19 protein-coding genes and 1 pseudogene are annotated in these 22,763 nt (G+C 72.6%); 12 read left to right on the top strand and 8 right to left on the bottom strand.

Annotated elements, in window-relative coordinates:
• Nucleotides 1-19 precede the first annotated feature (19 nt).
• On the top strand, nucleotides 20-832 hold the full coding sequence (locus ACRX5S_RS05770; RefSeq protein ID WP_436771656.1) for a phosphotransferase: 813 nt from the start codon (nucleotides 20-22) through the stop codon (nucleotides 830-832).
• Here the strand turns inward: ACRX5S_RS05770 and ACRX5S_RS05775 are convergent.
• Entirely contained in the window at nucleotides 805-2,916 is a 2,112-nt protein-coding gene (locus tag ACRX5S_RS05775) for an MMPL family transporter (protein ID WP_436771657.1), read from the bottom strand. The genes ACRX5S_RS05770 and ACRX5S_RS05775 overlap by 28 nt on opposite strands.
• Nucleotides 2,917-2,919: 3 nt before the next feature.
• Nucleotides 2,920-4,386 (bottom strand): MFS transporter, encoded by a 1,467-nt coding sequence (locus tag ACRX5S_RS05780; protein ID WP_436771658.1) that lies wholly within the window; start codon nucleotides 4,384-4,386, stop codon nucleotides 2,920-2,922.
• Nucleotides 4,387-4,561: 175 nt separating this feature from the next.
• On the opposite strand from ACRX5S_RS05780, the gene ACRX5S_RS05785 reads away from it, so the two are divergent.
• The 6 genes from ACRX5S_RS05785 (at nucleotide 4,562) to ACRX5S_RS05810 (ending at nucleotide 11,180) form a co-directional block, all read left to right on the top strand.
• Complete coding sequence (locus ACRX5S_RS05785) at nucleotides 4,562-5,857, top strand: acyl-CoA dehydrogenase family protein (RefSeq protein ID WP_436771659.1); 1,296 nt, start codon at nucleotides 4,562-4,564, stop codon at nucleotides 5,855-5,857.
• 304 nt (nucleotides 5,858-6,161) lie between these two features.
• Nucleotides 6,162-7,250 (top strand): SDR family NAD(P)-dependent oxidoreductase, encoded by a 1,089-nt coding sequence (locus ACRX5S_RS05790; protein ID WP_436771660.1) that lies wholly within the window; start codon nucleotides 6,162-6,164, stop codon nucleotides 7,248-7,250.
• Complete coding sequence (locus tag ACRX5S_RS05795) at nucleotides 7,250-8,230, top strand: NADPH:quinone oxidoreductase family protein (RefSeq protein WP_436771661.1); 981 nt, start codon at nucleotides 7,250-7,252, stop codon at nucleotides 8,228-8,230. Before ACRX5S_RS05790 ends, ACRX5S_RS05795 begins: the two co-directional genes overlap by 1 nt.
• A gap of 3 nt (nucleotides 8,231-8,233) precedes the next feature.
• Nucleotides 8,234-8,851 carry a TetR/AcrR family transcriptional regulator gene (locus tag ACRX5S_RS05800; RefSeq protein ID WP_436771662.1) on the top strand — a complete coding sequence of 206 codons (618 nt, stop codon included), beginning with the start codon at nucleotides 8,234-8,236 and terminating at the stop codon, nucleotides 8,849-8,851.
• Nucleotides 8,852-9,285: 434 nt separating this feature from the next.
• Nucleotides 9,286-10,035 (top strand): SDR family NAD(P)-dependent oxidoreductase, encoded by a 750-nt coding sequence (locus tag ACRX5S_RS05805; RefSeq protein WP_436771663.1) that lies wholly within the window; start codon nucleotides 9,286-9,288, stop codon nucleotides 10,033-10,035.
• 86 nt (nucleotides 10,036-10,121) lie between these two features.
• Complete coding sequence (locus ACRX5S_RS05810) at nucleotides 10,122-11,180, top strand: cupin domain-containing protein (RefSeq protein ID WP_436771664.1); 1,059 nt, start codon at nucleotides 10,122-10,124, stop codon at nucleotides 11,178-11,180.
• Between the two features lie 253 nt (nucleotides 11,181-11,433).
• Here the strand turns inward: ACRX5S_RS05810 and ACRX5S_RS05815 are convergent, their stop codons facing one another.
• The 3 genes and pseudogenes from ACRX5S_RS05815 to ACRX5S_RS05825 form a co-directional block, all read right to left on the bottom strand.
• Nucleotides 11,434-12,912, bottom strand: coding sequence for a glycosyltransferase family 4 protein (locus ACRX5S_RS05815; protein WP_436771665.1), 1,479 nt, complete (start codon nucleotides 12,910-12,912; stop codon nucleotides 11,434-11,436).
• 162 nt (nucleotides 12,913-13,074) lie between these two features.
• Nucleotides 13,075-13,779 (bottom strand): response regulator, encoded by a 705-nt coding sequence (locus ACRX5S_RS05820; protein WP_436771666.1) that lies wholly within the window; start codon nucleotides 13,777-13,779, stop codon nucleotides 13,075-13,077.
• A gap of 305 nt (nucleotides 13,780-14,084) precedes the next feature.
• Nucleotides 14,085-15,017, bottom strand: a pseudogene (locus ACRX5S_RS05825) (HAMP domain-containing sensor histidine kinase); the annotation flags it as partial.
• A 304-nt stretch (nucleotides 15,018-15,321) separates the two neighbouring features.
• Between ACRX5S_RS05825 and ACRX5S_RS05830 the strand changes: the two are divergent.
• The 3 genes from ACRX5S_RS05830 to ACRX5S_RS05840 all read left to right on the top strand — a co-directional run bounded on the left by ACRX5S_RS05830 (nucleotide 15,322) and on the right by ACRX5S_RS05840 (nucleotide 18,191).
• On the top strand, nucleotides 15,322-15,792 hold the full coding sequence (locus ACRX5S_RS05830; RefSeq protein ID WP_436771716.1) for a cation:proton antiporter regulatory subunit: 471 nt from the start codon (nucleotides 15,322-15,324) through the stop codon (nucleotides 15,790-15,792).
• A gap of 4 nt (nucleotides 15,793-15,796) precedes the next feature.
• On the top strand, nucleotides 15,797-17,071 hold the full coding sequence (locus ACRX5S_RS05835; protein ID WP_436771667.1) for a cation:proton antiporter: 1,275 nt from the start codon (nucleotides 15,797-15,799) through the stop codon (nucleotides 17,069-17,071).
• A 166-nt stretch (nucleotides 17,072-17,237) separates the two neighbouring features.
• Nucleotides 17,238-18,191 (top strand): hypothetical protein, encoded by a 954-nt coding sequence (locus ACRX5S_RS05840; RefSeq protein WP_436771668.1) that lies wholly within the window; start codon nucleotides 17,238-17,240, stop codon nucleotides 18,189-18,191.
• A 35-nt stretch (nucleotides 18,192-18,226) separates the two neighbouring features.
• Here ACRX5S_RS05840 and ACRX5S_RS05845 read toward each other — a convergent pair whose 3' ends face one another.
• Nucleotides 18,227-18,886, bottom strand: coding sequence for a FadR/GntR family transcriptional regulator (locus tag ACRX5S_RS05845; protein WP_436771669.1), 660 nt, complete (start codon nucleotides 18,884-18,886; stop codon nucleotides 18,227-18,229).
• Nucleotides 18,887-18,965: 79 nt separating this feature from the next.
• On the opposite strand from ACRX5S_RS05845, the gene ACRX5S_RS05850 reads away from it, so the two are divergent.
• The gene (locus tag ACRX5S_RS05850; protein ID WP_436771670.1) at nucleotides 18,966-20,504 is read left to right on the top strand and encodes a CynX/NimT family MFS transporter; all 1,539 of its coding nucleotides are present in this window, start codon (nucleotides 18,966-18,968) and stop codon (nucleotides 20,502-20,504) included.
• A gap of 39 nt (nucleotides 20,505-20,543) precedes the next feature.
• On the opposite strand, the gene ACRX5S_RS05855 is transcribed toward ACRX5S_RS05850, so the two are convergent.
• Together ACRX5S_RS05855 and ACRX5S_RS05860 are read right to left on the bottom strand one after the other, a co-directional pair.
• Nucleotides 20,544-21,002 carry a 2,4'-dihydroxyacetophenone dioxygenase family protein gene (locus tag ACRX5S_RS05855; RefSeq protein ID WP_436771671.1) on the bottom strand — a complete coding sequence of 153 codons (459 nt, stop codon included), beginning with the start codon at nucleotides 21,000-21,002 and terminating at the stop codon, nucleotides 20,544-20,546.
• A gap of 67 nt (nucleotides 21,003-21,069) precedes the next feature.
• Nucleotides 21,070-21,474: a hypothetical protein gene (locus ACRX5S_RS05860; protein WP_436771672.1), complete on the bottom strand. Its 405-nt coding sequence runs from the start codon at nucleotides 21,472-21,474 to the stop codon at nucleotides 21,070-21,072.
• Nucleotides 21,475-21,776: 302 nt separating this feature from the next.
• Between ACRX5S_RS05860 and ACRX5S_RS05865 the strand changes: the two genes are divergently transcribed.
• Nucleotides 21,777-22,670 carry an LAETG motif-containing sortase-dependent surface protein gene (locus tag ACRX5S_RS05865; RefSeq protein ID WP_436771673.1) on the top strand — a complete coding sequence of 298 codons (894 nt, stop codon included), beginning with the start codon at nucleotides 21,777-21,779 and terminating at the stop codon, nucleotides 22,668-22,670.
• Nucleotides 22,671-22,763: the final 93 nt, after the last annotated feature.

A 22,763-nucleotide genomic window follows, 5' to 3' on the forward strand; every position in this document is an offset into this window, starting at 1 on the left:
GTCTGTTGATCTTGGGCGCATGGCCGCACCCGAAATCCCCGAAGGTCCCGTCGAAGTGCCCGCGGTCGTCGCGGCGGTCGCCACCGCCGCCGACGCCGCGGAGATCGTCCCGGTGTGGCGCAACGCGCTCGGCGGCCTGACGTTCCGCCTGGCCGGCGGGCCGGACGGCGTGCGCTACGTGAAGTGGGTCGCCGCCGGCACCCCCGAGATCGACCTGCCGGGCGAGGCCGTCCGCCTGGCCTGGGCGCAGCGCTGGGCCGCCGTGCCGCCCGTCGTCGACCACGGCTCGGACGCCGACGGGGACTGGCTGGTGACCCGGGAGGTGCCCGGGGTGTCCGCCGTCGACCCGCGGTGGGCCGCGGACCCGGCCGTCCCGGCCGCGGCCGTCGGCGCGGGGCTGCGGCGGCTGCACGACACGCTGCCGGTCGCGGACTGCCCGTTCGACTGGAGCGTCGCGCGCCGCCTCGTGCGCGCCGACGAGCGCATCGCCGAGGGCGAGGGGCCCGAGGAGCGCTTCGCCGGGCACCGGCACCTCACCACCGCCGAGGCGCGCGCCCGGCTCGCGGAACCGCCGCAGGTGGACCGGCTCGTGGTGTGCCACGGCGACGCGTGCGTCCCCAACACGCTGCTCGGCGGCGACGGTTCGTTCACCGCGCACGTCGACCTCGGATCGCTCGGGACGGCCGACCGGTGGGCGGACCTCGCGGTCGCGGCGTGGAGTCTTGAGGAGGACTTCGGGCCGGGATACGAGGGTGTGCTGTACGACGCGTACGGCGTCGCGCCGGATGCCGAGCGCCTGGCGTACTACCGCCTGTTGTGGGACATGGCCTGACCGCCGCGGCCAGGCCACCACACGCGGCGGCCGACGAGCGCGGTCAGGCTCGGGGTGAACAGCAGCGCCATCACGAACGCCGTGACGGCGATGCCGAAGGCCAGGGTGAACCCGAGTTGCACGAGGGTGACGTTGCCGCCGAGGAGCAGCGTCGCGAAGGTGCCGGTGAGGATCATCCCGGCCGAGGCGATCGCCGGTCCGCTCGCGGCCACCGCGCCCGCGGTCGCCTCGCGGGGTGCGCGGCCGGCCCGGCTCTCCTCGCGCAGCCGCGACACCATGAGGATGTTGTAGTCGGTGCCCAGCGCGACGACGAACAGGTACATGACGATCGGCAGCACGAAGACCAGCCCGGCCTGGTCGGCGAGTTGGCGGAAGACGATGGTGCTCGCGCCGAGCGTCGCGCCGAATCCGAGTGCGACGGACAGCATGAGCAGCCAGGGGGCGACGAGGCTGCGCAGCAGGAGCCCGAGGATGAGCAGGATGCACGCGGCGGCGACCGGGAAGACGACCGCGTAATCGTGGTCGACCGCCGAGCTGGTGTCCACGCTGACCGCGGTGGCGCCGCCGACCAGGGCCTTCGTTCCGGGTGGGGCGGACTCCCGGGCGGCGGGCCGCAGTTCGTCGCGCAGCACGGACATCGCGGCGGCGGACGAGGGCACGTCGGCCTGCACGACGGTGAATTCGGCGGTACGCCCGTCCGTGCTCATCCGCGGCTTCTCGACCGCGACGACGCCGGGCACGCGCAGCGCCTCGCCGTACGCGGCCAACTGCGCCGGCGTCGGGACCGCCGCCCCGGTCGCCGTCAGGTAGACCTCGGTCGGCGCGAGAACGCCGGGCGGGAAGCCCTTTTCGAGGTCGCGGGTCGCGACCTGGGAGGGGGCGTCCGAAGGCGTCGCCATCCCGGCGAGGTCGAAGTCCGGTTTGTAGCCCAGGGATCCCAGCGCGAGCAGGGCCATGAGCAGCGCGGACCCCGCCGCCCAGCGGGCCGGGCGGCGGGCGACGGCGTCCCCCAGGCGGACGAACGCCCCTCCCCCGGCGGGCCGGTGCCGCCAGGCGCGCGACGGCCAGAACACCGCGGTGCCGAGCAGCGACACGATCGCCGGGATGAGGGTGAGACCGGCGAGGAGCATGACGAGGACCGCGAGGGCGAGGGCGGGTCCGAGGGAGCGCAGCAGGCCGAGTGAGGAGAGCGTCAGCGCGGCGAAGGCCACGATGACGACCCCGGCGGCGGAGGCGATGGCCTCGCCCACGCGGGTGACGGCGTGGCGTACGGCGGTGTCCGGGTCGGCGCCCGAGCGCAGCGCCTCGCGGTAGCGGAAGAGCAGGAAGACGGTGTAGTCGGTGCCGACACCGAAGAGCACGACGGTGAGGAGTTCCGTGGTGATGGTGCCGGTGGTGAGGTCGAACGCCGCGTCCACGGAGGCGATCAGGCCCCGCACGACCGGGTAGACGCCGCCGATCACCACCACCGGGAGCAGCGCGGCGACGGGACTGCGGAACACCAGGAGGAGCAGCGCGAGAATGATGGCGACGGTCGCGAAGGCCACCGTGCGGGCGGCGTCCTCGTCGGCTTCGTCCTCGTCGACGGAGGTCGCGGACGGGCCCGCGACGCCCGCGGTCAGCCCGGTGCCGCGGGTGGCGTCGGCCAGGGCCGTGCGGAGCCCCCTGATCGCGTCCTTGCTGCTCTCCGCCCCGGGGTTCCCGGCGCTGGGGATGACGACCTGGGCGACCTGCACGAGCCGGTCGGGCGAGGTCGGTCCGGGTGTCACCGAGGCGACGCCGGGGATGCGGGCGGCGGTGAGGTCGGACGAGATGCGCGCGACGGTCGCGTGGTCGGCGTCCGTGAGCGCCGTGCCGTCGGCGCGCTGGAAGACCGCGACGGCGCCGCCGTGGTGGCCGGGGAACGCGGAGTTCTGGAGGCGCTGCGCCTGCACGGACTGGTACGAGCCGGGCAGGAAGTCGGCCTGGTCGGTGGTGGTCTTGAGGCCGGGCGAGAACACCGCGACGAGCGTGCCCGCGACCACCCACACCGCCACCACCCACCACGCGCGCCGCACCACGAGTCGACCGATCGCCGCGAACATCGCCTAGCCTTTCGCCGCCGTGACCAGTTGCCTGGCCTCTTCCCGGGTGGCCACGGACGGCGGTGAGCCCATGAGCGGTTTGCTCGCGGTCTCGTCCATCTTCCAGGCGGCCACGATGCCGACGCTCGCCGCGAGCATCATGTAGAACGCCGGCATGTAGTCGTTGCCGGTGACACTGACCAGCGCCTCGGCGACGAACGGCGTCGTACCGCCGAAGGCCGACACCGAGATGTTGAACGACACGGACAGCGCGCCCGCGCGGACCTCGGTGGGGAACAGCGCGGGCAGCGAGGCCGACATGGTGGCCAGGAAGCAGGTCAGCAGCAGGCCGAGGATCATCAGGCCGAGGAAGATGCTCACCAGACCGCCGGCCTGGAGCAGCGCGAAGCACGGCAGCGGCAGCACGATGAACCCGGCGCACCCGGCGATGATGACGGGCCGCCGTCCGATGCGGTCGGTGAGTCCGCCGAGCGGATGGATCAGGGCGAGCAGCACGACCATCACGACGACGATTTGCAGGAGGCCGTGGGTCTCGTCGTAGTCGAGCGTGTCCGACAGGTAGGTCGGCATGTAGGACAGCAGCATGTAGTCGTTGATGTTGTACGCCGCGACGAGCGCGATGCACAGGATCATGGGCCTGCGCTGCTCGGTGAAGATGCGGCGGAATTCGCGCAAGGATCCGGCGTCGGGGTTCTTGTCGGGGGTCGTGGACTCGCCGGGCTCGGGTTTTGCGTCGCTCTTGTCACCGGGGCCGGGGTCGGCCTTGGTGCCGGCCTCCGCCTGGGCCTCCAGGACCTTGGTGAACGCCGGGGACTCCTCCAGCTTCAGGCGCAGGTAGAGCCCGACGATGCCGATCGGCGCGGCGAGCAGGAACGGGATGCGCCAGGCCCAGCCCTCCATCTGGTCGTCGTCGAGCAGCGCGGTGAGCACGGTGACCAGGCCCGCCGCGCTGATGTAGCCGATGAGCGTGCCGAATTCCAGGTAGCTGCCGTAGAAGCCGCGGCGACGGTCGGGGGCGTACTCCGCGATGAACGTGCTGGCACCGCCGTACTCGCCGCCCGCCGAGAAGCCCTGGACCATGCGGAACAGCACCAGCAGCGTGGGCGCGGCGAAGCCGATGGTGTCGTAGCTCGGGATGAGGCCGATGCTGAGCGTGCCGCCGGCCATCATGAGCATGGTGGTGGCGAGGACCTTCTTGCGGCCGATGCGGTCGCCGAGGGGGCCGAAGAAGAAGCCGCCGAGCGGGCGTACCACGAACGCGGCGGCGAACGTCGCGAAGGACGACAGCACTTGCGCGGTGTCGTTGCCGGACGGGAAGAAGACGTGCCCGATGGTGACCGCCATGTAGGCGTAGATGCCGAAGTCGTACCACTCCATCGCGTTGCCGAGCATCGTGGCCCGGACGGCGGTGTCCACGGTCTTGGTGTCGACGACGGTGATGTCCTCCTGGCGCAGCGCGTCGGTTGCCACCGTGCTCCTCGGGTCGTCGTGCGTCGTGCGTCGTGCCTGGTGTGGGGTGCGTCGTCGGCTTCGTATTGGACAAACAGGATGAATCTATACATTCACGGCAGGCGAGTCTTGCAATGACGCTGTGATTACGCTGTTATTTCTCTCCGGCGCGAGCCGCGGACCGGAGGGGGTACGCATGGCGTGGGACTTCGAGACCGACCCGGAGTTCGAGGAACACCTGTCCTGGATGCGCGAGTTCGTCGACGACGAGCTGATCCCGCTGGAACCGGTGTTCGACACCCTTCCGGCGGACGAGTGGCGTGTCGTACGCGAGCACCTGCGCGACCGGGTCAAGGCGCGAGGCCTGTGGGGCGCGTTCCTCGACCCCCGCCTGGGCGGGGCCGGCTTCGGCCAGCTCAAGCTCGCCCTCATGTCGGAGATCATCGGGCGTTGCATGATGTCGATGACGGTGTTCGGCGTCCAGGCTCCGGACAGCGGCAACATGGAACTGCTGGCGCACGGCGCGACGGACGCGCAGAAGGAACGCTGGCTCTGGCCCAACCTGCGCGGCGAGATATCCAGCGCGTTCGCCCTCACCGAACCGTTCCTGGCGGGCGCGGACCCGACCGTCATCGGCACCACTGCGGTGCGCGACGGCGAGGACTGGGTGATCAACGGCCGCAAGTGGTTCATCACCAACGCGTCGGTGGCGGACATCGTGCTGGTGTTCGCCGAGACGACGCCGGAGGGCCGCCCGCACCGGCACGCGTCGGTCTTCGTCGTCCCGGCCGGCACGCCGGGCATGGAGATCGTGCGCGACATCGGCACGATGGCCCATCCGAAGGCCGAGTACGGCCGTCCGGGCAACCACGCGGAGATCGTCTTCCGGGACTGCCGGGTCCCCGGGGACCACCTGATCGGTGCGCCCGGCGACGGCTTCGTGCTGGCGCAGCAGCGGCTCGGCGGCGGACGGATCCACCACGCGATGCGGTGGCTCGGGCAGGCGCAGCGGGCGCTGGACATCATGTGCGAGCGGGCGGTCTCGCGTACGTCGCACGGCCAACTGCTGGGCCGCCACCAGATGGTGCAGGACTACATCGCCTTGTCGCACATGGAGATCCAGGCGGCGCGGCTCCTGACGTTCCAGACGGCGTGGCGCATGGACCGGCACGGGCCGGGGCAGGTGCGGGCCGAACTCGGCATGGTGAAGGCGCACGTGTCGAAGGTCGTGCTCGGGGTGCTGGACCGCACGATCCAGGTCTGCGGCGCCCTGGGCTACTCGGCGGACCTGCCGGTCGAGGCGTGGTACCGGTCGACCCGCTTCGGCCCGATCGGCGACGGCCCGGACGAACTCCACAAGTCGGTGCTGGCACGGACGCTGCTGGCCCGGTACACGCCGGTCGAGGGGTGGCCGTCGGAACACATCCCGTCGCGCCGACCGGCGGCGGAGCGGAAGTGGGCGGAGCTGCGGGCGGCGGCGGGGGTCGGATGAGGTCGCAGGTCCAGGGGGCGTGGAGGCGGTCGACGGAGACAGACGACGGAGGCGTCCGATGAGCGAGGACAGGGAACGGCAGGGGCGGGCTTCGGAGGATGGGGAGGGGGTGGCTGGGATGTTGGTGGGTGCTTCGGTCAAGGGCTCGGTCGCAAGGTCGGTCGCGGGCTCGGCCACAGAATCGGCCGGGGGCTCGGCCGCGGGGTCGGCCACGGGGTCGGCCGGGGATGGCTCGGTTGATTCGTTTGGTACCGGCGCGGGGGCGGGCTCGGAGTCGGCCGCGTCGGTTGGGGGCGGTTCGAGGATGGGTGATGCGCCCGGGGCCGAACCGTTTGCGGGTGTGCGTCCGGAGCCGATGGTGTTGTCGTTGGCCGGACGTACCGCTCTTGTCACCGGCGGCGGTACCGGGATCGGGAAGGCGATCGCCGCCGAGCTCGCCACGGCCGGGGCGCGGGTCACGATCTGCGGCCCGGACGCCGGTGTCCTGGACGCCGCGTGCGCGGAGTTGGCCGCGTCCGGGTTGCCCGGTGTACGGGCGTTCGAGGCGGACGTCACCGACGAGGCCAGTGTCGCGGCCGCCGTGGAGGCCGCGGCCGACGAGGGGCGCCTGGACATCGCCGTGGCGAACGCCGGTACCGCGATGCCGGGTTCGCTGCTGCACCTCACCACCGCGCACTGGATGGTGCCGTTGGGCGTGAACGTCCTCGGCACCGCGCACACCGTCAAGCACGCCGCCCGGCTGATGCGCGACCGCGGCGGCGCGATCGTCACCGTGTCGTCCATCGCCGCCGCGCGGCCGGCCGCGTTCATGAACGGCTATTCGGTATCCAAGGCCGCGGTGGACGAACTCACCCGCTGCGCGGCCGCCGAGTTCGGGCGCTTCGGGATCAGGGTCAACGGCGTACGTCCCGGCTGGATGTCCACCGAGTCCGCGGCGGCGGCCACCACGCCGGACAACCTGGCCATCATGCGCGCCGGTACCCCTCTCGCGGGCGACGGCGCCGACAGCCCGCTCGGGGACCCGGCCGACGTCGCCCGGGCGGTGGTGTTCCTGGCGTCCGACCACGCGTCCTGGATCACCGGCCAGTTGATCGGCGTGTGCGGCGGGTCTTCGCTGCCGCCGCCGTCGGGGGACTTCGCGCACGCGGCCCGGTTCCTGTTCGCCGAGGAGATGGACCGCGACTTCGGCGCGGCGGACGGGTCCGACGGTTCGGCGGAGCCTGCGGGCGCTGCGGGCGCTGCGGGGTCCGGGGGTTCCGAGGTCCCCGGGGGTTCCGAGGTCTCCGGGGCGTCGTCGGGTGCGCGTACGGCTGAGGACACCGGTGCTGAGGGGACCGGTGCTGCGGAGGCAGTTCGTACCGCCGCCGGCACCGACGAGACGAGGGGGTTGTGATGCGCGCGTGGCAGGTCGTGGCGCAGGGCGAGCCGGTCGACGTACTGCGGCAGGTGTCCCTCGACGCGCCTCGGCCGGGGCCCGGCCAGGTGCGGATCCGGGTCGCGGCGGCCGGGATCGGGCTGCCGGACGTGCTGATGTGCCGGGGCACGTATCCGCTGACGCCGACGCTGCCGTTCACCCCGGGCCAGGAGGTCGCCGGGACGGTCACCGCGGTCGGCGAGGGCGTCGAAGTGGCGCTCGGCAGCCGGGTGATGGCGGTGACGTCGTTCACGGAAGGGTACGGGTCGTTCGCCGAGGAGTGCCTGGCTCCGGTCGGCTCGGTGTTCCCGGTGCCGGACGGGCTGGACGACGCGGCGGCGGCCGGATTCTGGATCCCGTACCTCACCGGCTGGGCCGGGCTCGTGCACCGGGGGCGCGTCGCGGCCGGTGAATGGCTCGCGGTGCTCGGCGCGGCGGGCGGGAGCGGGATCGCCGCCGTACAACTGGGTGCGGCTCTCGGCGCCCGGGTGATCGCCGTCGTCGGTGACGGCGAACGGGCGGAATACTGCCGGGGGTTGGGCGCGGAGGCGACGTTCGACCACCGGAGCGGGCCGCTGGCCCCGGCGCTGCGCGAACTCACCGGCGGGCACGGCGTCGACGTGGTGTACGACCCGGTCGGCGGTGCGATGGCCGCCGAAGCGTCGACCGCGCTCGCGCGCGGCGGACGCCTCCTCGCGGTCGGGTTCGCGAGCGGCTCGTGGCCGCAAATCCCGGCCCACCAGCTTGTCGTGGCCAACACCTCACTCGTGGGCGTGTTCGCCGGGGGCTACACGCGCGCCGAACTGGACGAGGTACACGGCGAGTTGTCCGAGCTGCTCGGGTCCGGAAGGCTGCGGAGCGCGGTGACCGGCACCGTACCGTTCGACGAACTCCCGGGCGGGCTCCAGCGCGTCGCGGACCGGGGCGTCGTCGGCAAACTCGTTCTCGGAGGCACCTGAGCCATGGCAAAACCGTCCGACCTCGACCTCGACGCGGACCGGATCGTCGCGGCGGCGATCGAAATCCTCGGCGAGCAGGGCCTCGACGCGGTCAGCATGCGGAGCGTCGCGGCGCGGCTGGGGGTGTCGCCCGTACCGCTCTACAGCAGGGTGGGGAACAAGGAGGCCCTGGTCGAGGCGATCGCCGACCGGCTGCTGGCCGACCTGGCGCCGGGGGCGGGGGCCGACGAGCCGTGGACCGCGTACGCCGCCCGCTGGGCCGCCGAACTGCGGTCGCGTCTGCGGCGGGTGCGCGACAGCCGACTGATCGTGGCACCGCGGCGGCAGGCGTACGTCGAGGCCTCGCGCCCGCTGGTGGAGGCGATGCGGCGGGACGGGCTGCCGGGGGACACGGCGGTCCGCGCGTGCCGCCTGATCATGTGGGCGACGGTCGGGTTCGTGGCACTGGAATCGGGTGCCTCACCGCCGCCGGAGGACCGTCCCCGGCGCACCGCCGGCCGACCGGGCAGCGACCCGTCCGGGGTGTCGGCGGAGGACGCGGACACGTTGTTCGACCTGCACATCCGGTATTTGGTCGAGGGGATCGCACGGGACGCGGAGGCGGACGGGCGGTTGACGTGAGGCGTTGCCCCGAGGTGTTGCCGTGAGCGGGAGGCTGGTGGGGCTGTCCACCACGGCGAGCGCACGCGGCTGGTCGTCGCGAGTGGTCAACATGGTTGCCCGACGCTGCTGTTCAGGACGCTGCTGTTCAGGTCGGGTCCGACATTGCTGTTCAGGGCGCTGCTGTTCAGGGCGTTGCTGTTCAGGCCGGGTCCGACCCTGCTGTTCGGGACGACTGATCACCAGGCACCCGCCGCCTCCACACCCCCCGAAACACTCCCGCCGATTCCTCCGCCGATCGCTCGTCGCTCAGGCAATAACTCGCCCGACACTCGCCAAACACTCACCGACATCGCACGTCTCGCACGGCGTGCACCCACCGACTTCGCACGGCCTGACATCAGGGCCGTCACATGGCCTGACAAACGCATGGCCCGAACAACAGGAGCTCACTGATGGACATCCCCACCCTCCGCGCGGACGACAAGGTCGTCGTGGTCACCGGGGGCAGCAAGGGTCTCGGGCGGGCGATGGCGCTCGGCTTCGCGGCGGCGGGCGCACACGTCGTTGTGGCCAGCCGCAAGCTCGACGCGTGCGAGGCCGTCGCCGACGAGGTGCGGGCCATGGGACGCAAGGCCCTCGCCGTCGCCTGCCACGTCGGCGACTGGGCGCAGTGTGAGGCCCTGGTCGCGGCAACCGTCGCCGAGTTCGGACACATCGACGTCCTCGTCAACAATGCCGGCATCGCGCCCGTCCCGCCGTCGCTCGACGCGGTCACCGAGGACCTGTTCGACAAGACGATGGCCGTCAACCTCAAGGGCCCGCTGCGGCTCACCGCACTGGCCGCCGCGCACATGCCGCGCGGCGGTTCGGTCGTCAACATCAGCTCCAAGGCGTCGCTGCACCCGTCCCCGTTCACCGTCGTGTACGCGGCGGCAAAGGCCGGTCAGAACGCGCTCACCAAGGCCGCCGCCCAGGAGTTCGGCCCGCGCGGCATCCGCGTCAACAGCATCGTGTGCGGGATGTTCCACACCGACAGCCTGCACAAGTCCCTGCCGACGGAGCCCATGCAGGCGGACATGGCGGCGCGGATCAGTCTCGGACGCATCGCCGCGCCGGACGAGATCGTGGGCACCGCGCTCTACCTGGCGAGCGACGCGTCCTCGTACCTGAACGGCGAACTGATCACCCTCGACGGCGGCTGAGTGTGAACGGAAGAACCCACCATCGCCAGAGCGCCAACGAGATCCGCCGACGAGATCCCATGAAAGCAAATGAAAGAGGACGTCCCGTGCCCGAGGCCGACGTGTCGGTGCCCTTCCCGTTCCCGGTCCGCCGCGTGGTCACCGGCCATCGCGACGGCGTCCCCGTCGTCGTCGCCGACGGCGCCCCACCCGTCACCGTCGCCTCCCCGACCGGCCACGGCCTGTCCGAACTGCTGTGGCTCAACGGCCCGCCCACCACAGCCGACGACGGCGGCGACCCCGACCCGGCACTGCGCGGGTCGTTCCCCGCAAAGGGCGCCATCGTCGGCCGCCTCATCCGCTTCCCGGCAGCCGCCCCCGGAACGCCTGTCGACGCCACATGGCTGCGCGTACCGGGCGACGATCCCGACCAGCCCGGCATGCACCGCACCGAGACGCTCGACTTCATGGTCGTCCTCGACGGCCACATCGTGCTCGGCCTCGACGACGGCGAACACCAACTCGGCCCCGGCGACGCCGTCGTCCAACGCGGCACCCGCCACCGCTGGCGCGTCACCGGCGAGCACCCCTGCACCTTCCTGTCGGTCCTCCTCTCCCCCGATCCCGAAGCCACTGTCCCCGACACCCCCGCCACCAAGCCCCAAACACCCCACCCCGACTCCAGCGGCCTCCAACTCCTCATCACCGAAACACACTCCGACGACCCCTCCGACGGGCACTCCTTCGCCGCCGTCGCCGCCGCCGCTCCGCCCGCCTTCCCGCCCGGCGAGGTCGCCATCTACGACCTGTGGCAAACCGGCGGCCCGCTCGCCCACCCCGCCCAAGGCTTCACCGGCGTCCCCGCCACCGCGCCCTGGACGCTCGAACCCCTCGGCCACGGCGCGGCGTTCCGCCGCGTGGACATGGCGGCCGGACACGACCCGGGCACCGCCGGCTGGCATACCACCGACACCGTCGACATCGGCGTCGTGGTCTCCGGATCCCTCGAACTCTCCCTCGCCGCCGAGGACTCCGACGAGACGTCCACAGTCGTCCTCCACACCGGCGACGCGGTGATCCAACGCGGCACCCGTCACCGCTGGCGCCCCGCAGGCAACGTCCCCGCCGTCCTCGCCTCGGTAATGCTCGCCGTCACCGACAAGTGAAATGTCCACGACCTGAACGGCCCGAACCCCCCCCATCGGAGTTCGGTCCGCCCTCCGCGCACTTCCAGTGGCCGCGCACGGAGGACAGGTCGTTCACCACGTCGTTGGGCACGCGTACTGCCCGCCAAAGGACTTCGTCGAGGGACTGGTGCCGGGGCGCCTGCCCCTCCCGCCAACCCTCGCGAGGCACCCGCAGGCTGAGTCGCGCCGAGCTCCGGCCGACCAAGGCCCGACCTGCCTCCCGCGGCAACCCTCACGGAGTCGTCTGCACGGTTGGTTTCGGGGCAACCGGGGTACTCACAGCCGACGTCGGGGTCACGGTGGTTCGGAGGCTGGTGGTCAGGGTTGTGGGCGGGGTCGTGACGGGGCTCGTCCGGAGGGTCGGCTTGGGGGTTGGCCGCCGGATGGGGGCGGGGGTTCCAGCGGTGCGGAGCACGGCGCGGTAGGCGGCCTCGACTTTGCGGGTGACCTCGTCGGCGGAGCCGAGTTCGCGGAGGCGGCGGCGGCCGGAACGGCCAAGGCGGGCGCGTTCGTAGGCGTCGGCGAGCAGGCCGTCCAGTGCCTTGGCCAGGGCGTCGACGTCGCCCGGCGGTACGAGGATCCCCGCCCGGCCGCCGTCCAGTTGCTCCGGTACGGCGCCCACCGCGCTCGCGATGACCGGCACTCCGGCGGCCATCGCCTCCAGGACCACGAGCGGCGCGCCTTCGGTCAGCGACGGTACGCACAGGACGTCGGCGGCGGCCACAGCCCGCGCCCCGTCGGCGTGTTCGCCGTGGAAGCGCATGCGCCCGGCGAGGCCCAGTCCGGCGGCGAGTCCTTCGAGTCGGCTGCGCTGGTCGCCGTCGCCGACGATGCTGAAGGTCACGTCGGGGTGCGCCTCGGCGACGAGCGAGGCGGCTCGTACGAAGAACTCCACGCCCTTCTCCGGCCGCAACCGCGCGACTACGCCCACAACCGGCCCAGAGGGTTCAACCGGTTCAGGGGCATCGACCGGTCCGGAGGCATCGCCCGGCCAAGCGGCGTCCACCGGTTCGGAAGCGTCGACGAGCCCGGACGGGTCCACCAGCCCGGACGGGTCGACCAGTCCGGACGGCTCCACCAGTTCGGACGGGTCGCTGAACACCGGGGAGTCCCCGGAGGCGGCCGTACATCGACCCCGGACGACCGATCCGCCCGTGCGGACCCGCCCCTCCCCACCGCCCCCCGCCCCGAACAACGCCGTCCCGACCACGCGCACCCGCCCATCCGACACACGATCGCTCGTACACAGCCGATTGCGGATCTGCGGCGACACCGCCAGCACCAGTGCGCACCGGCGGTACAGCAGGCGGCTGTACGCGCACGCCACCCGCCCCCGCCACGACGCCATGCTGTGCTCCGTCACCACCACCGGCACGCCGACCAGCGGTCCGCCGAGTGCGGCGGCCATCGACGCGGCGTGCACGTGGGCGTGCACCACGTCGAAGCCGCCCGCTCTGGCCATGCGGGCGATGCGTACCGCGAACGACAGGCTCAGCCGCTTGGCGACGTGCCGCCGTCCGAGCACCACCACCGGTACTCCGGCCCGCGCCAGCCGGGCCGCGGACCGGCCGCCGCCCTCCGTGCAGGCGAGTACGACGCGGTGGCCGCGTTCCGCCAACGCCACCGCCAGCCCCACCACTTGGTCCTGCGCGCCGCCGATCCGGAGATCGTCCACGGCGAGCAGTACGCGCATCCGTGCTCGGTCGTACACCCCACCCACCCCACCAACCTGTCAGACGCCCTCATGCTGCACGAGTCCCAGCGGGGGGACGTGACCGGGCAGCGGACGCGCCCTCGATCGGATGGCCGCACTCCACCCGCTCGGGTGCTCCCGCGTCGGGGCGGTGCCGTTCCCGCGCGGGCGGCGTACGGCTCAAGGCTCGATGAGCCCGACACGGATCGCGTAGCGGGTCAGTTCGAGCCGGTCCTTGAGGCCGAGCTTCTGAAGCATGTTGGAGCGGTGGCGCTCGACGGTCTTGGCGCTGATGACGAGCAGCTCGGCGATCTCGCGGGACGTGTGGCCCTCGGCGACGAGCTTCAGCACCTCCTCCTCGCGGTCGGTGATCGCCCGCTCGGGCAGGGCGCCGCCGTTGCGGACCCGGTCGAGGTAGTGCCGGACGAGGGTGCCCAGCGCGCCGGGGTACACGAACGGCTCGTCGCGCATGGCGGCGCGGCATGCCTGGACGAGGTCGCGGTCGGCGACGGACTTGAGCACGTACCCGCTCGCCCCCACCTTGAGTGCCTCGAAGAAGTACTGCTCGTTGTCATACATGGTGAGGAAGAGCACACGCGGCGCGGGTCGCAGCCGCGCCAGCTCACGGGCGGCCTGGAGGCCGGTCTTGCGCGGCATCGCGATGTCGAGGACGGCCAGGTCGATGCCGTCGCCCGCGCCGCCCCCGTCGCCCCTGGCCCCGCCCGCATCCCGCCCGACGCTCCGCACCGCAGCGACCGCCTCCGCGCCGTCCGCGGCCTCCGCGACGACCGTCAGATCGGGCTCGTTGTCGAGGATCAGCCGGACGCCGCGGCGCACCAGCGCGTGGTCGTCCGCGAGGAGAATCCGCGTGGGCCGGTTCGTCACGCCGCACCCCCGCGAGAGGTGCGCGCCGCCCCGGTCGAAACCCCCGGCGCGCCCGGTCCGCCCGGCACCCCGGGTCCACCCGACGCCCCCGATGCCCCCGTTCCGCCCGGCGCTCCCGGCGCTCCAGGTCCGCGCGTTCCGCCGGTTATGCCACTTCCGCCCGTCCCACCCCTGCCACCCGTTATGCCGGTTCCGCCCGCCGCCTCGGATCCCCCGTGAGAGCCGCCAGACCCCCTGGCCTCCCCGTTCCCCCCAGACTCCCCGTTCCCCCCGGACGGCTCCGTCCCGTCCCCGAACGCCCGCCGCACCGGCACCGCCAGGCGCAGCGACGTACCTCCCGACGGCCGCGTGCCGACCGCGAGGCGGGCGCCGATGAGCAGCGCCCGCTCGTGCATGCCGCGCAGCCCCGCGCCCTCGTCCGCGTCGCCCAGTCCCCGCCCGTTGTCGCGCAGGATCAGTTCCACGCCGCCGGATGCGGTGCGCGTCAGTGCGAGCACCGCCTCGTCCGCCCCGGAGTGCCGTGCCACGTTCGTCAGTCCTTCCTGTGCCACGCGGTACAGCACGAGTTCGGCGTCCTCCCCCAACGGGGGGATCTCCGCGCCTATCTCGTGCCGGATGACGAGGTCCTTGGTGGTGAAGTCGGCGGCCAGCGCCCGCAGCGCGCTGGGCAGCCCCAGTTCCTCCAGCACTCCCGGGCGCAGCCGCCGGGCGATCCGCCGGACCTCGTCGAGGCCGTCCCGGCAGGTCTCCTGGGCGAGCAGCAGGTCGCGCCGGGTGCTTTCGGGGGCGTGGTCGGCGGTGTGCTTCAGCTGGAGCAGCACGGCGGTAAGAGTCTGGCCGACCTCGTCGTGCAGTTCGCGTGCGATCCTGCGGCGCTCGTCCTCCAGGGCGGACAGTACACGTGCGCTGCTGCCGGCCCGCTCCGCCTCCAGGCGGTCGAGCATGCTGTTGAAGGTGTTGGTCAGCTCGGCCATTTCGGCGGGGCCGGTGACGGTGGCCCGGGCGCCCGGGTGCAGCAGGTCGGCGGCCGTCATGGCGCGGATGAGGCGGCGCAGCGGGGAGAGCCCGAAGCGCAGGCTCAGGGCGTTGGCCACCAGCATGGCGAACAGTCCGGTGCCGATGACCAGGGCCTCGGCCAGGTGCACCGGGCTGGACACGGTGACCGGGCCGAGGAGCAGCAGGGCCGCGGTGACCAGGACCACGGCGTTGAGCAGGAAGATCCGCCAGAACAGCGACAAGGTCTCGCCTTTCCCGGTGGTTCTCGGAGGGCCGTGGCCGGACGTGCGCCCGGACGCGCGGACGGGCCGGGTCGGCGGCCCGGGGTGCCCGGGGAGCGGGAGGCGGGGTCCGGTGCGCCGGTCGGGTCCGGGTGGGACCCGGTGCGCGGCCATACCTCCCGGGGCATTTTTTCGGATGGACCGAAGATGTGTCCATCCGTGCCGGCACCCATGTCCTCGGGCCCTCGGCAAATGGCAGCATGACGCGTCGTCCACCTGGACAGTAACCCGGAGAGTAAGGAGACCATCCGTGCCTGCCCCGCGGATGAGCACGACGCCGTTGCCCGGCATCGGCGTGCAGTACGACCTCACCACGCGCGAACACCGGCACCTCTCGGTGGTCGCCCACCGGGACGGTGCCCGGACGGTCAGCGTCTACCGAGCCGACGACCCGGACGCCTGTGCGCAGTCGCTGCGTCTGACCGCCGCCGAGGCGGCGTCGCTGATCGACGCGCTGATGCCGGCCCACCACAGCCCCAACATGCTGCACACCACCGACCTCGGGCTGGTGGCCGAGCGGATCGAGCTGTCGGCGCACAGCCACTGGAACGGCCGGACGCTCGGGGACACCCGCATGCGGACCGAGACAGGAGCGTCGATAGTGGCGGTGCTCCGGCGTTCGGGGGCCGTGCCGTCCCCGACCCCGGACTTCCGGCTGGCCGGCGGTGACACGTTGATCGTGATCGGCACCCGCGAGGGTGTGGACACGGCGGCCTCGATCCTCGGACGGGAGTGACCGGGTGCATTCCGCGGTCTTCCTGATCGAGTTCGGAGCCATCATCCTCGCGCTGGGCCTGTTGGGCCGGGTCGCGGGTCGTCTCAAGTTCTCCCCCATCCCGCTGTACCTCCTCGCCGGACTGGCGTTCGGCGAGGGCGGCCTGCTCCCGCTGGGCGCCAGCGAGGAGTTCGTGGCCATCGGCGCCGAGATCGGCGTCATCCTGCTGCTGCTCATGCTCGGTCTGGAGTACACCGCAAGCGACCTGGTTTCCAATCTCCGCACGCAATATCCGGCCGGCCTGGTGGACTTCGGGCTCAACGCGGTCCCGGGCGCGATCGCCGCACTGCTGATGGGCTGGGGCCCGGTCGCGGCGGTGGTGCTCGCCGGGGTCACGTGGATCTCGTCGTCCGGCGTCATCGCCAAGGTGCTGGGTGACCTCGGTTGGGTCGGCAACCGGGAGACGCCGGTCATTCTGAGCATCCTGGTCCTGGAGGACCTGGCGATGGCGGTCTACCTGCCGATCGTCACGGCGCTGGTCGCCGGGGTCGGCATCGCGCAGGGCAGTCTGACCCTGGCGATCGCGCTCGGGGTGGCGGCGCTGGTGCTGTTCGTGGCGGTCCGGTACGGGCGGCTCATCTCGCGCTTCGTCTCCAGCGACGATCCCGAGAAGCTGCTGCTGGTGGTCCTCGGCCTGACTCTGCTGGTGGCGGGTATCGCGCAGGAGCTCCAGGTGTCGGCGGCGGTCGGCGCGTTCCTCGTCGGCATCGCGCTGTCGGGCGAGGTGGCCGAGGGCACGCACACCCTGTTGAGCCCGCTACGGGACCTGTTCGCGGCGGTCTTCTTCGTCTTCTTCGGCCTGCACACCGACCCGGCGAGCATCCCCCCGGTTCTGGCGCCCGCCCTCGCCCTGGCGCTGGTCACCGCGGGAACCAAGATCGCGACCGGCTACTGGGCCGCGAAACGCGCGGGTGTCGGCGTCAAGGGACGCTGGCGCGCGGGCGGCACACTCGTGGCCCGGGGCGAGTTCTCGATCGTGATCGCGGGCCTCGCGGTCACCTCCGGCATCGAACCGAAACTCGGCCCGCTGGCCACCGCGTACGTGCTGATCCTCGTCGTCATCGGTCCCCTCACGGCCCGCTACAGCGAGGTCGTCGGCACCAGGTTCGCCGCCCGGGTTCCGGAGAATCGTTCCCTCGTGGCCCCCCGCCCCGCCCCCGACGACACGGAACCCGACGACACCGACCCCGCCGCCGAAATCCCCGCCGCCGCCCCGGCCGACGAGCCCGCCAAGGAGTAGCGCCGCCGACGACGGGGAATTTGTCGTCGAGAACCGTCCTTTTCCGTGATCCGGCGCGGGTGTTGGCGCAGACTGGGTGTCGGACGCCCTTCCGGGGGACGCGACTTGGGGCGTCCGCGCCGCCGGGCTCCGAGCTCCATTGCCACGTCGACCGGGGGAGGACCTCGTGGTGAACAGCGCAGCGTCCGGCGGGATACCGCAATCGCAGCCGGCCGTCCCGCCGGGGCCGGGGTCGACGCCTCGCGTGCGCCCGGCGGTCCTGTACTACGGGCCGCTGGCGACGTTCGTCCTCGGGGTGATCGCGCAGCAACTGCTCCAGGAGTGGTTGGACCACAGCGACACCGTGCTGCTGGCACTCCTGGTGATCACACTGGTGAGCGGGTGTACGGCGGTCCTCATCGGCCTGCAAAGCCGCTCGCACGCCAGGGAGTTGGCGGCGCTCCAGGACGCCCTGACCACGCAGACGCAGCAGAACGCCGCGACGCTGGGCCAGTTGGCGATCTCGTCGGGGCTCGCGGTCGACTACGTCGACGACGCGGGGATCGGCGCGTCGTACCGCCGCGCGGCCGAGCTGATCCGCAACGCGAACGACAGCATCACGTTCGTGGACCTGTTCGAGGTGGTGGAGAACTACCAGGCGGGCGACCCGGCTTCGGGTGACGAGACGCGTCCGGCCCGGGAGGACTACTACCGGGCGATCCGCGAGGCCACGGTCGCGCACACCGACAACCGGTCGCCGTTCCACCGCCGTGTCATCCAGGTGCCGGAGCCGCTGGGCCGGGAGCCGATCCCGTTCTCGGCGGACCCGCAGTTCCACGACTACCTGGCCTTCGCGACCGCGCACCAGGCGCTGCACCCGGTGAGCTGCCGCATCCGGATGGCCCCGGCGCTCATCCAGATGCACTTCATCATCATCGACCGGCGCTACCTGATCATCCCGATCCTCAGCTACCAGCGCGAGCGCCGCCGGCTCCGCCGCCACGGCGCGCTCTTCTTCGACGACCGCACCGGCGCCCTGTACTCCTGCATGCGCAACCTCTACCAGGTCATCGAGTCCCGCTCCCGCCCCCTCACCGACGACGACCTGGACTCCCCCGTCATCCAGCCCACACCGACGTAGGAAGGTCCCGGCGGCCCGGCGGCCCGGCCGCGTCGTCAGCAGTGGTAGGGGTACGACGCCGCCTCGGCCGCGGCGCGGTCGGCGTCGCCCGTCCGGATGGCCTCGACCAGGCGCGTGTGGTCCATCGGCTCCTCGGGGGCCAGCTCGGTGCCCACGTCGTCGCGCAGCCAGTCGCGCATGAGGGCGCCGAGGTCGGCGTACAGCTCGGTGAGGACGTCGTTGTGCGCGGCGGCCACGACGGCCATGTGCAGGCTCGCGTCGGCGGTGATGAAGGCCTCGGCGTCGCCCGACGCCCACGCCTCGGCCCGGCGGGCCAGCCAGGTGTCCAGTTGCCGGAGGTCCTTGCCGGTGCGCCGGGTCGCGGCCAGCCGGGCCGCCGCCGACTCCAGCGTGGCGCGCACCTCGGCGACGTGGCCGGGGTCGGCGTCCGCGAACCGCCGGTGCATCACGCCGGACAGTTCGCTCGTGGCGACCACGTAGGTGCCCGAGCCCTGCCGGATGTCCAGCAGCCCGGTGTGTGCGAGGGCGCGGACCGCCTCGCGGACGGTGTTGCGCGCGACTCCCAACTGCTCGACGAGCTCCGGTTCGGTGGGGATGCGCGACCCGACCGGCCACTCGCCCGAGGTGATCTGGGCCCGCAGTTGCGCGGCGACCTGGTCGGCGAGGGCCGCACGTCGCGGGGAGGTCAGGGGCATGCCACTCCTTCGGTGTGACACCGGAGCAGGCCCGGGTCAACTGGACAACCAATCATCCTATGATTCTATGATGGACGTCATGTCCCACCACGAGAGCCCGCCGCCGCGCCGCGCCCAGGAGCCGGACGCGCCGTCGCGTCGGCCCGAGAGCACGTGCACCGAGCGCGCTCCGAGGGACCGCCGGGACGGCGAGCACGGTTCCGCGGCGGCCGCCCCCAGCCTGCCGCACCCGGCGGGCACGCCCACCGCGCACCCCGCCCCGCACCGCACCACGAGCCCGGGCACGCCGCCGGGCGCCTCCGGGGTGTCCGCGGCGTCCGAGGCACCGGGCGCCCCCGACGGCGCGACGCAGGCGTCCCCGCTCCCCCGCTGGTTCGCCCCCGTGCTCACCGTCGGCATCGTGCTCGCCGCCCTCAACCTGCGGCCCGCGATCACCAGCCTCGGCGCGCTCCTGGAGGAGACCCGCGACGGGCTCGGCATGAGCGGGACGGTCGCGGGCGTACTGACCTCCGTGCCGCCGCTGTGCTTCGCGGTGTTCGGCATCACCGCGCCGCGCCTGGCCCGTCGCTTCGGCCCGACCGCCGTGGTGTGCGCGGGCATGGTGGCCGTCACCGCGGGCGTGCTGATCCGGCCGTTCGCGGGCGGCACGGCCGTCTTCGTGGCCGCGAGCGCGCTGTCGCTGGCGGGCATCGCCCTCACGAACGTCCTGCTCCCGGTGATCGTCAAGCGCTGGTTCCCGGACCGGGTCGGCAGCATGACGGGCCTCTACTCGATGGCGCTGGCCATCGGGACCTCGGTCGCCGCCGCCGCGACGGTGCCCATGACCGATGCCCTGGGCGGCAGTTGGCGCGCGGGCCTGGGCGTATGGGCGGTGCTGGCCGCGGTCGCGGTGGTGCCCTGGGTGCCGGTGGTACGCGCGTCCCGCCGGGACCCCCGCGAATCCGCGCACGCGACCCGGAACGCGACCGGGGGCACGAACGCAACCGCACCCGAGGCCGCGCCCCCGCCCGCCGAGCAGGCACCCGGCGTCGTCCGCAGCCGCACCGCCCGGGCACTCGCCTGCTACTTCGGCTTCCAGGCCACGGCCGCCTACATCACCATGGGCTGGATGCCGCAGATCTTCCGGGACGCCGGGGTCTCGGCGGGCCAGGCCGGGCTGCTCCTGGCGGTCACGATGGTCATGGGCGTACCGCTCGCCTTCGTCATCCCGCGCCTGGCAAGCCGCCTGCCTCACCAGGGAGTTCTGGTCGCCGGTCTGGGCGCCTTCGGCCTCGCCGGGTACGCCGGGCTCTACCTCGCCCCCGCCGGCGGCGCCTGGGCGTGGGCGATCCTGCTCGGCATATCGAACTGCGCGTTCCCGCTGGCGATCACGATGATCGGCCTCCGCGCGCGGTCGGCGGCGGGCATGGTCGGGCTCTCCGCGTTCGCGCAGAGCGTCGGCTACCTCATCTCGATCCCCGGCCCGCTGCTGGTCGGCGTGCTCTACCAGCACACCGACGCGTGGGACCTGCCGATCGCGCTGATGGCCGCCCTGATGATCCCTCAGATCCTGTTCGGCATCCGCGCGGGCCGCAACCGGCAGATCGAGGACGAGCTGCGCCCGGTCGCGACCGGCTGAGGCCCGCCGGGCCCGGGCGGTGGCGTCGGGCGCACCCGCCTACAGCAGGATCCCGCTCGGACGCGGCAACCCCGCCGCCTCGCAACTCTCGTAGTACCCGCGCAGGTTCGCCGCGGCATCGGAGACCGCGACGACGTTGCCGTCGGCGTCCAGGTACTCCGTGACGCCGTGCACGATCGTCAGTGTCTCCGTGACCTCGGTGTTGTCGGCCGGGACGAACAGCGTGTGGGTCGAGCCCGGCGGCTCGTAGAGGTAGGAGCCCGCGCGGTTGACGAAGCCGTGCTCGCGGTAGCCCCACGCCCCGGCGAGGGTGAACATGTGCACCGCGCCGATGTGGCGGTGCGTGCCCACCTCCAGGCCCGCCGGCAGGCGTCCGGCCATGACGTACGTCCCCTCCGCGAGGTCCGCGCGCAGCAGCCGCATCATCGTCCCCGGGTACGCGTGGTTCTCCACCCAGGGAACATCCTCCACGCCCACGTGTGCCGCTTCGGGTATCACCGCAACCGCCCCTCTCCTCGCACCGCCCGCCCCGCGGGACCGACTCTAGAGCGCTGCTGCGCCGCGCCTACTGCGGGCGCTGCCCCGGTGGTGCGTGGGGTGACGGATGCGGGGACAAGTGCGGCGACAGGTGGTGCCCCGCGTCCGCGGAGAGAATCCCCGGCCAGCGCCGCCGGGCGCCCTGTCTGGTGATGCGGCAGGCGTTCCCCAACTGCGGGTAGCCCGCGCCCGCGTCGGCGGCGAGCGCGGCGGCGTCCTGCATGTGCTGCTCGACGGCGCGCTGAATGTGTGTCAGGACGCGGAGTTCGGCGAGGGCGTCGCGGCGGACCGCCTCGTCACGCGGGGCGTCCGGGTCCCGGGGATCCCGGAACGCCGACCGGGTCATGCGGTGTGCCAGATCGGCGACGGCCGCATGCGCCACCGCCGCGAGCTCGTCCTCGGAGAGGACGGACAGGAAGGGTGTGCCGGGCATGGCGACCACCTTAGATCCGCGAGGTCGCGACAACAACGACACCGGGCAGTAGGGGGTACGCGCTCCCGCCCCGTCCGTTCGCGATCCGACGGGGCGGCGGGGGGACGAATCCCCGTGAACCACGCGGCTCTTCGTCCATTTTCCGTATTGCACCCCCCGGGGCTTGCGGTACTCGTGTGACACGGAATAATCCGGTTGGCTGAGCGGACGGCCGTTTCCGGCCACGTTGCCACGCGCCGGACTCCCGCGCCGGGTGCGGCGTTCACTCTGCCTTCAGCTCCCGCCGATTCCCGGAGTGTCCTGTGCGACGCAGCACCAAAAAGTACATAGCGAGCGCGGCCGGCATCGGAGCCGTCGCCATCGGCCTGCCGGTCGTCGCGACCGCCCCCGCCTACGCGGCCGACCGTTGCGAGAAGGCCGCCGTGGAGTACTCGCTCGACGGCGGGCAGACCTGGACGAGCGGCGGCCGCATGGACGGCCCCAAGGCCGACAAGGTCGCCAAGATCCAGGTCCGCCTGAAGAACGAGGTCAAGAACTCCTGCGAGTACGCGGTTTCGCTGGCGTCGTACTCCGCCGAAGGCCCCACCTGGTCCAGCTCGGGCAAGCAGGCCTTCCTCGGCTGGGACACCACCAAGCTGAACAAGCAGACAAAGCTGGCGACCCTCGACGTCTCCGAGTTCGCGCCCAAGTGCTACGGCCAGATCGACCTGTACGGCAACGGCAAGAAGTACGACGGCGTCGAGAAGCCGCTGCCGCACTACCCGGACGCGCCGTTCCCGAAGGACCTGATCACGGCGTGGAACGGCGGCGAGAAGTGCGAGACGCCGCCGACGACTCCGCCCGCGACCACCCCGCCGGCGACCACCGCGCCCGCCACCACGGCGCCGCCCACGTCCGCGACGACGGCGCCCGCGACGAGCAAGCCGCCGACGTCCACGAGTGCTTCGCCGAGCGCGTCGACCAGCAAGCCGCCGACCTCGTCCGCCCCGGTCCCGACGTCGACCGACACCCAGGCCCCGGTCGGACAGCCCGAGGTGCCGCCGACGACCGAGACCGCCCCGCCCGCCCTCGCGGACACCGGCGGTGACAGCAACGCCCCGGTCGTGATCGGCGTTTCCGCCGGCGTCCTGCTCGTCGGCGGCGCAGGCGCCCTCCTGTGGAGCCGCCGCCGCAACAACGGCGCCACCCCCGCCTGACCGGGCACCCCAGGTGAACCGGCGGTAGCCAAGCAGCCGTGACACCGCAAGCAGCACCACACGTCGGCCCGGCCGGGACCATCCCGGCCGGGC

Source organism: Yinghuangia sp. YIM S09857, assembly GCF_051388915.1.
In the GTDB taxonomy this organism is placed as follows: domain Bacteria; phylum Actinomycetota; class Actinomycetes; order Streptomycetales; family Streptomycetaceae; genus Yinghuangia.

What these genes read in the sequence shown, in the direction of transcription:
- ACRX5S_RS05800 (WP_436771662.1), top strand. Translation starts at nt 8,234, where the DNA reads ATGGCAAAACCGTCCGACCTCGACCTCGACGCGGACCGGATCGTCGCG.
- ACRX5S_RS05785 (WP_436771659.1), top strand. Translation starts at nt 4,562, where the DNA reads ATGGCGTGGGACTTCGAGACCGACCCGGAGTTCGAGGAACACCTGTCC.
- ACRX5S_RS05845 (WP_436771669.1), bottom strand. Translation starts at nt 18,886, where the DNA reads ATGCCCCTGACCTCCCCGCGACGTGCGGCCCTCGCCGACCAGGTCGCC.
- ACRX5S_RS05775 (WP_436771657.1), bottom strand. Translation starts at nt 2,916, where the DNA reads ATGTTCGCGGCGATCGGTCGACTCGTGGTGCGGCGCGCGTGGTGGGTG.
- ACRX5S_RS05805 (WP_436771663.1), top strand. Translation starts at nt 9,286, where the DNA reads ATGGACATCCCCACCCTCCGCGCGGACGACAAGGTCGTCGTGGTCACC.
- ACRX5S_RS05790 (WP_436771660.1), top strand. Translation starts at nt 6,162, where the DNA reads ATGGGTGATGCGCCCGGGGCCGAACCGTTTGCGGGTGTGCGTCCGGAG.
- ACRX5S_RS05850 (WP_436771670.1), top strand. Translation starts at nt 18,966, where the DNA reads ATGTCCCACCACGAGAGCCCGCCGCCGCGCCGCGCCCAGGAGCCGGAC.
- ACRX5S_RS05795 (WP_436771661.1), top strand. Translation starts at nt 7,250, where the DNA reads ATGCGCGCGTGGCAGGTCGTGGCGCAGGGCGAGCCGGTCGACGTACTG.
- ACRX5S_RS05860 (WP_436771672.1), bottom strand. Translation starts at nt 21,474, where the DNA reads ATGCCCGGCACACCCTTCCTGTCCGTCCTCTCCGAGGACGAGCTCGCG.
- ACRX5S_RS05770 (WP_436771656.1), top strand. Translation starts at nt 20, where the DNA reads ATGGCCGCACCCGAAATCCCCGAAGGTCCCGTCGAAGTGCCCGCGGTC.
- ACRX5S_RS05830 (WP_436771716.1), top strand. Translation starts at nt 15,322, where the DNA reads ATGAGCACGACGCCGTTGCCCGGCATCGGCGTGCAGTACGACCTCACC.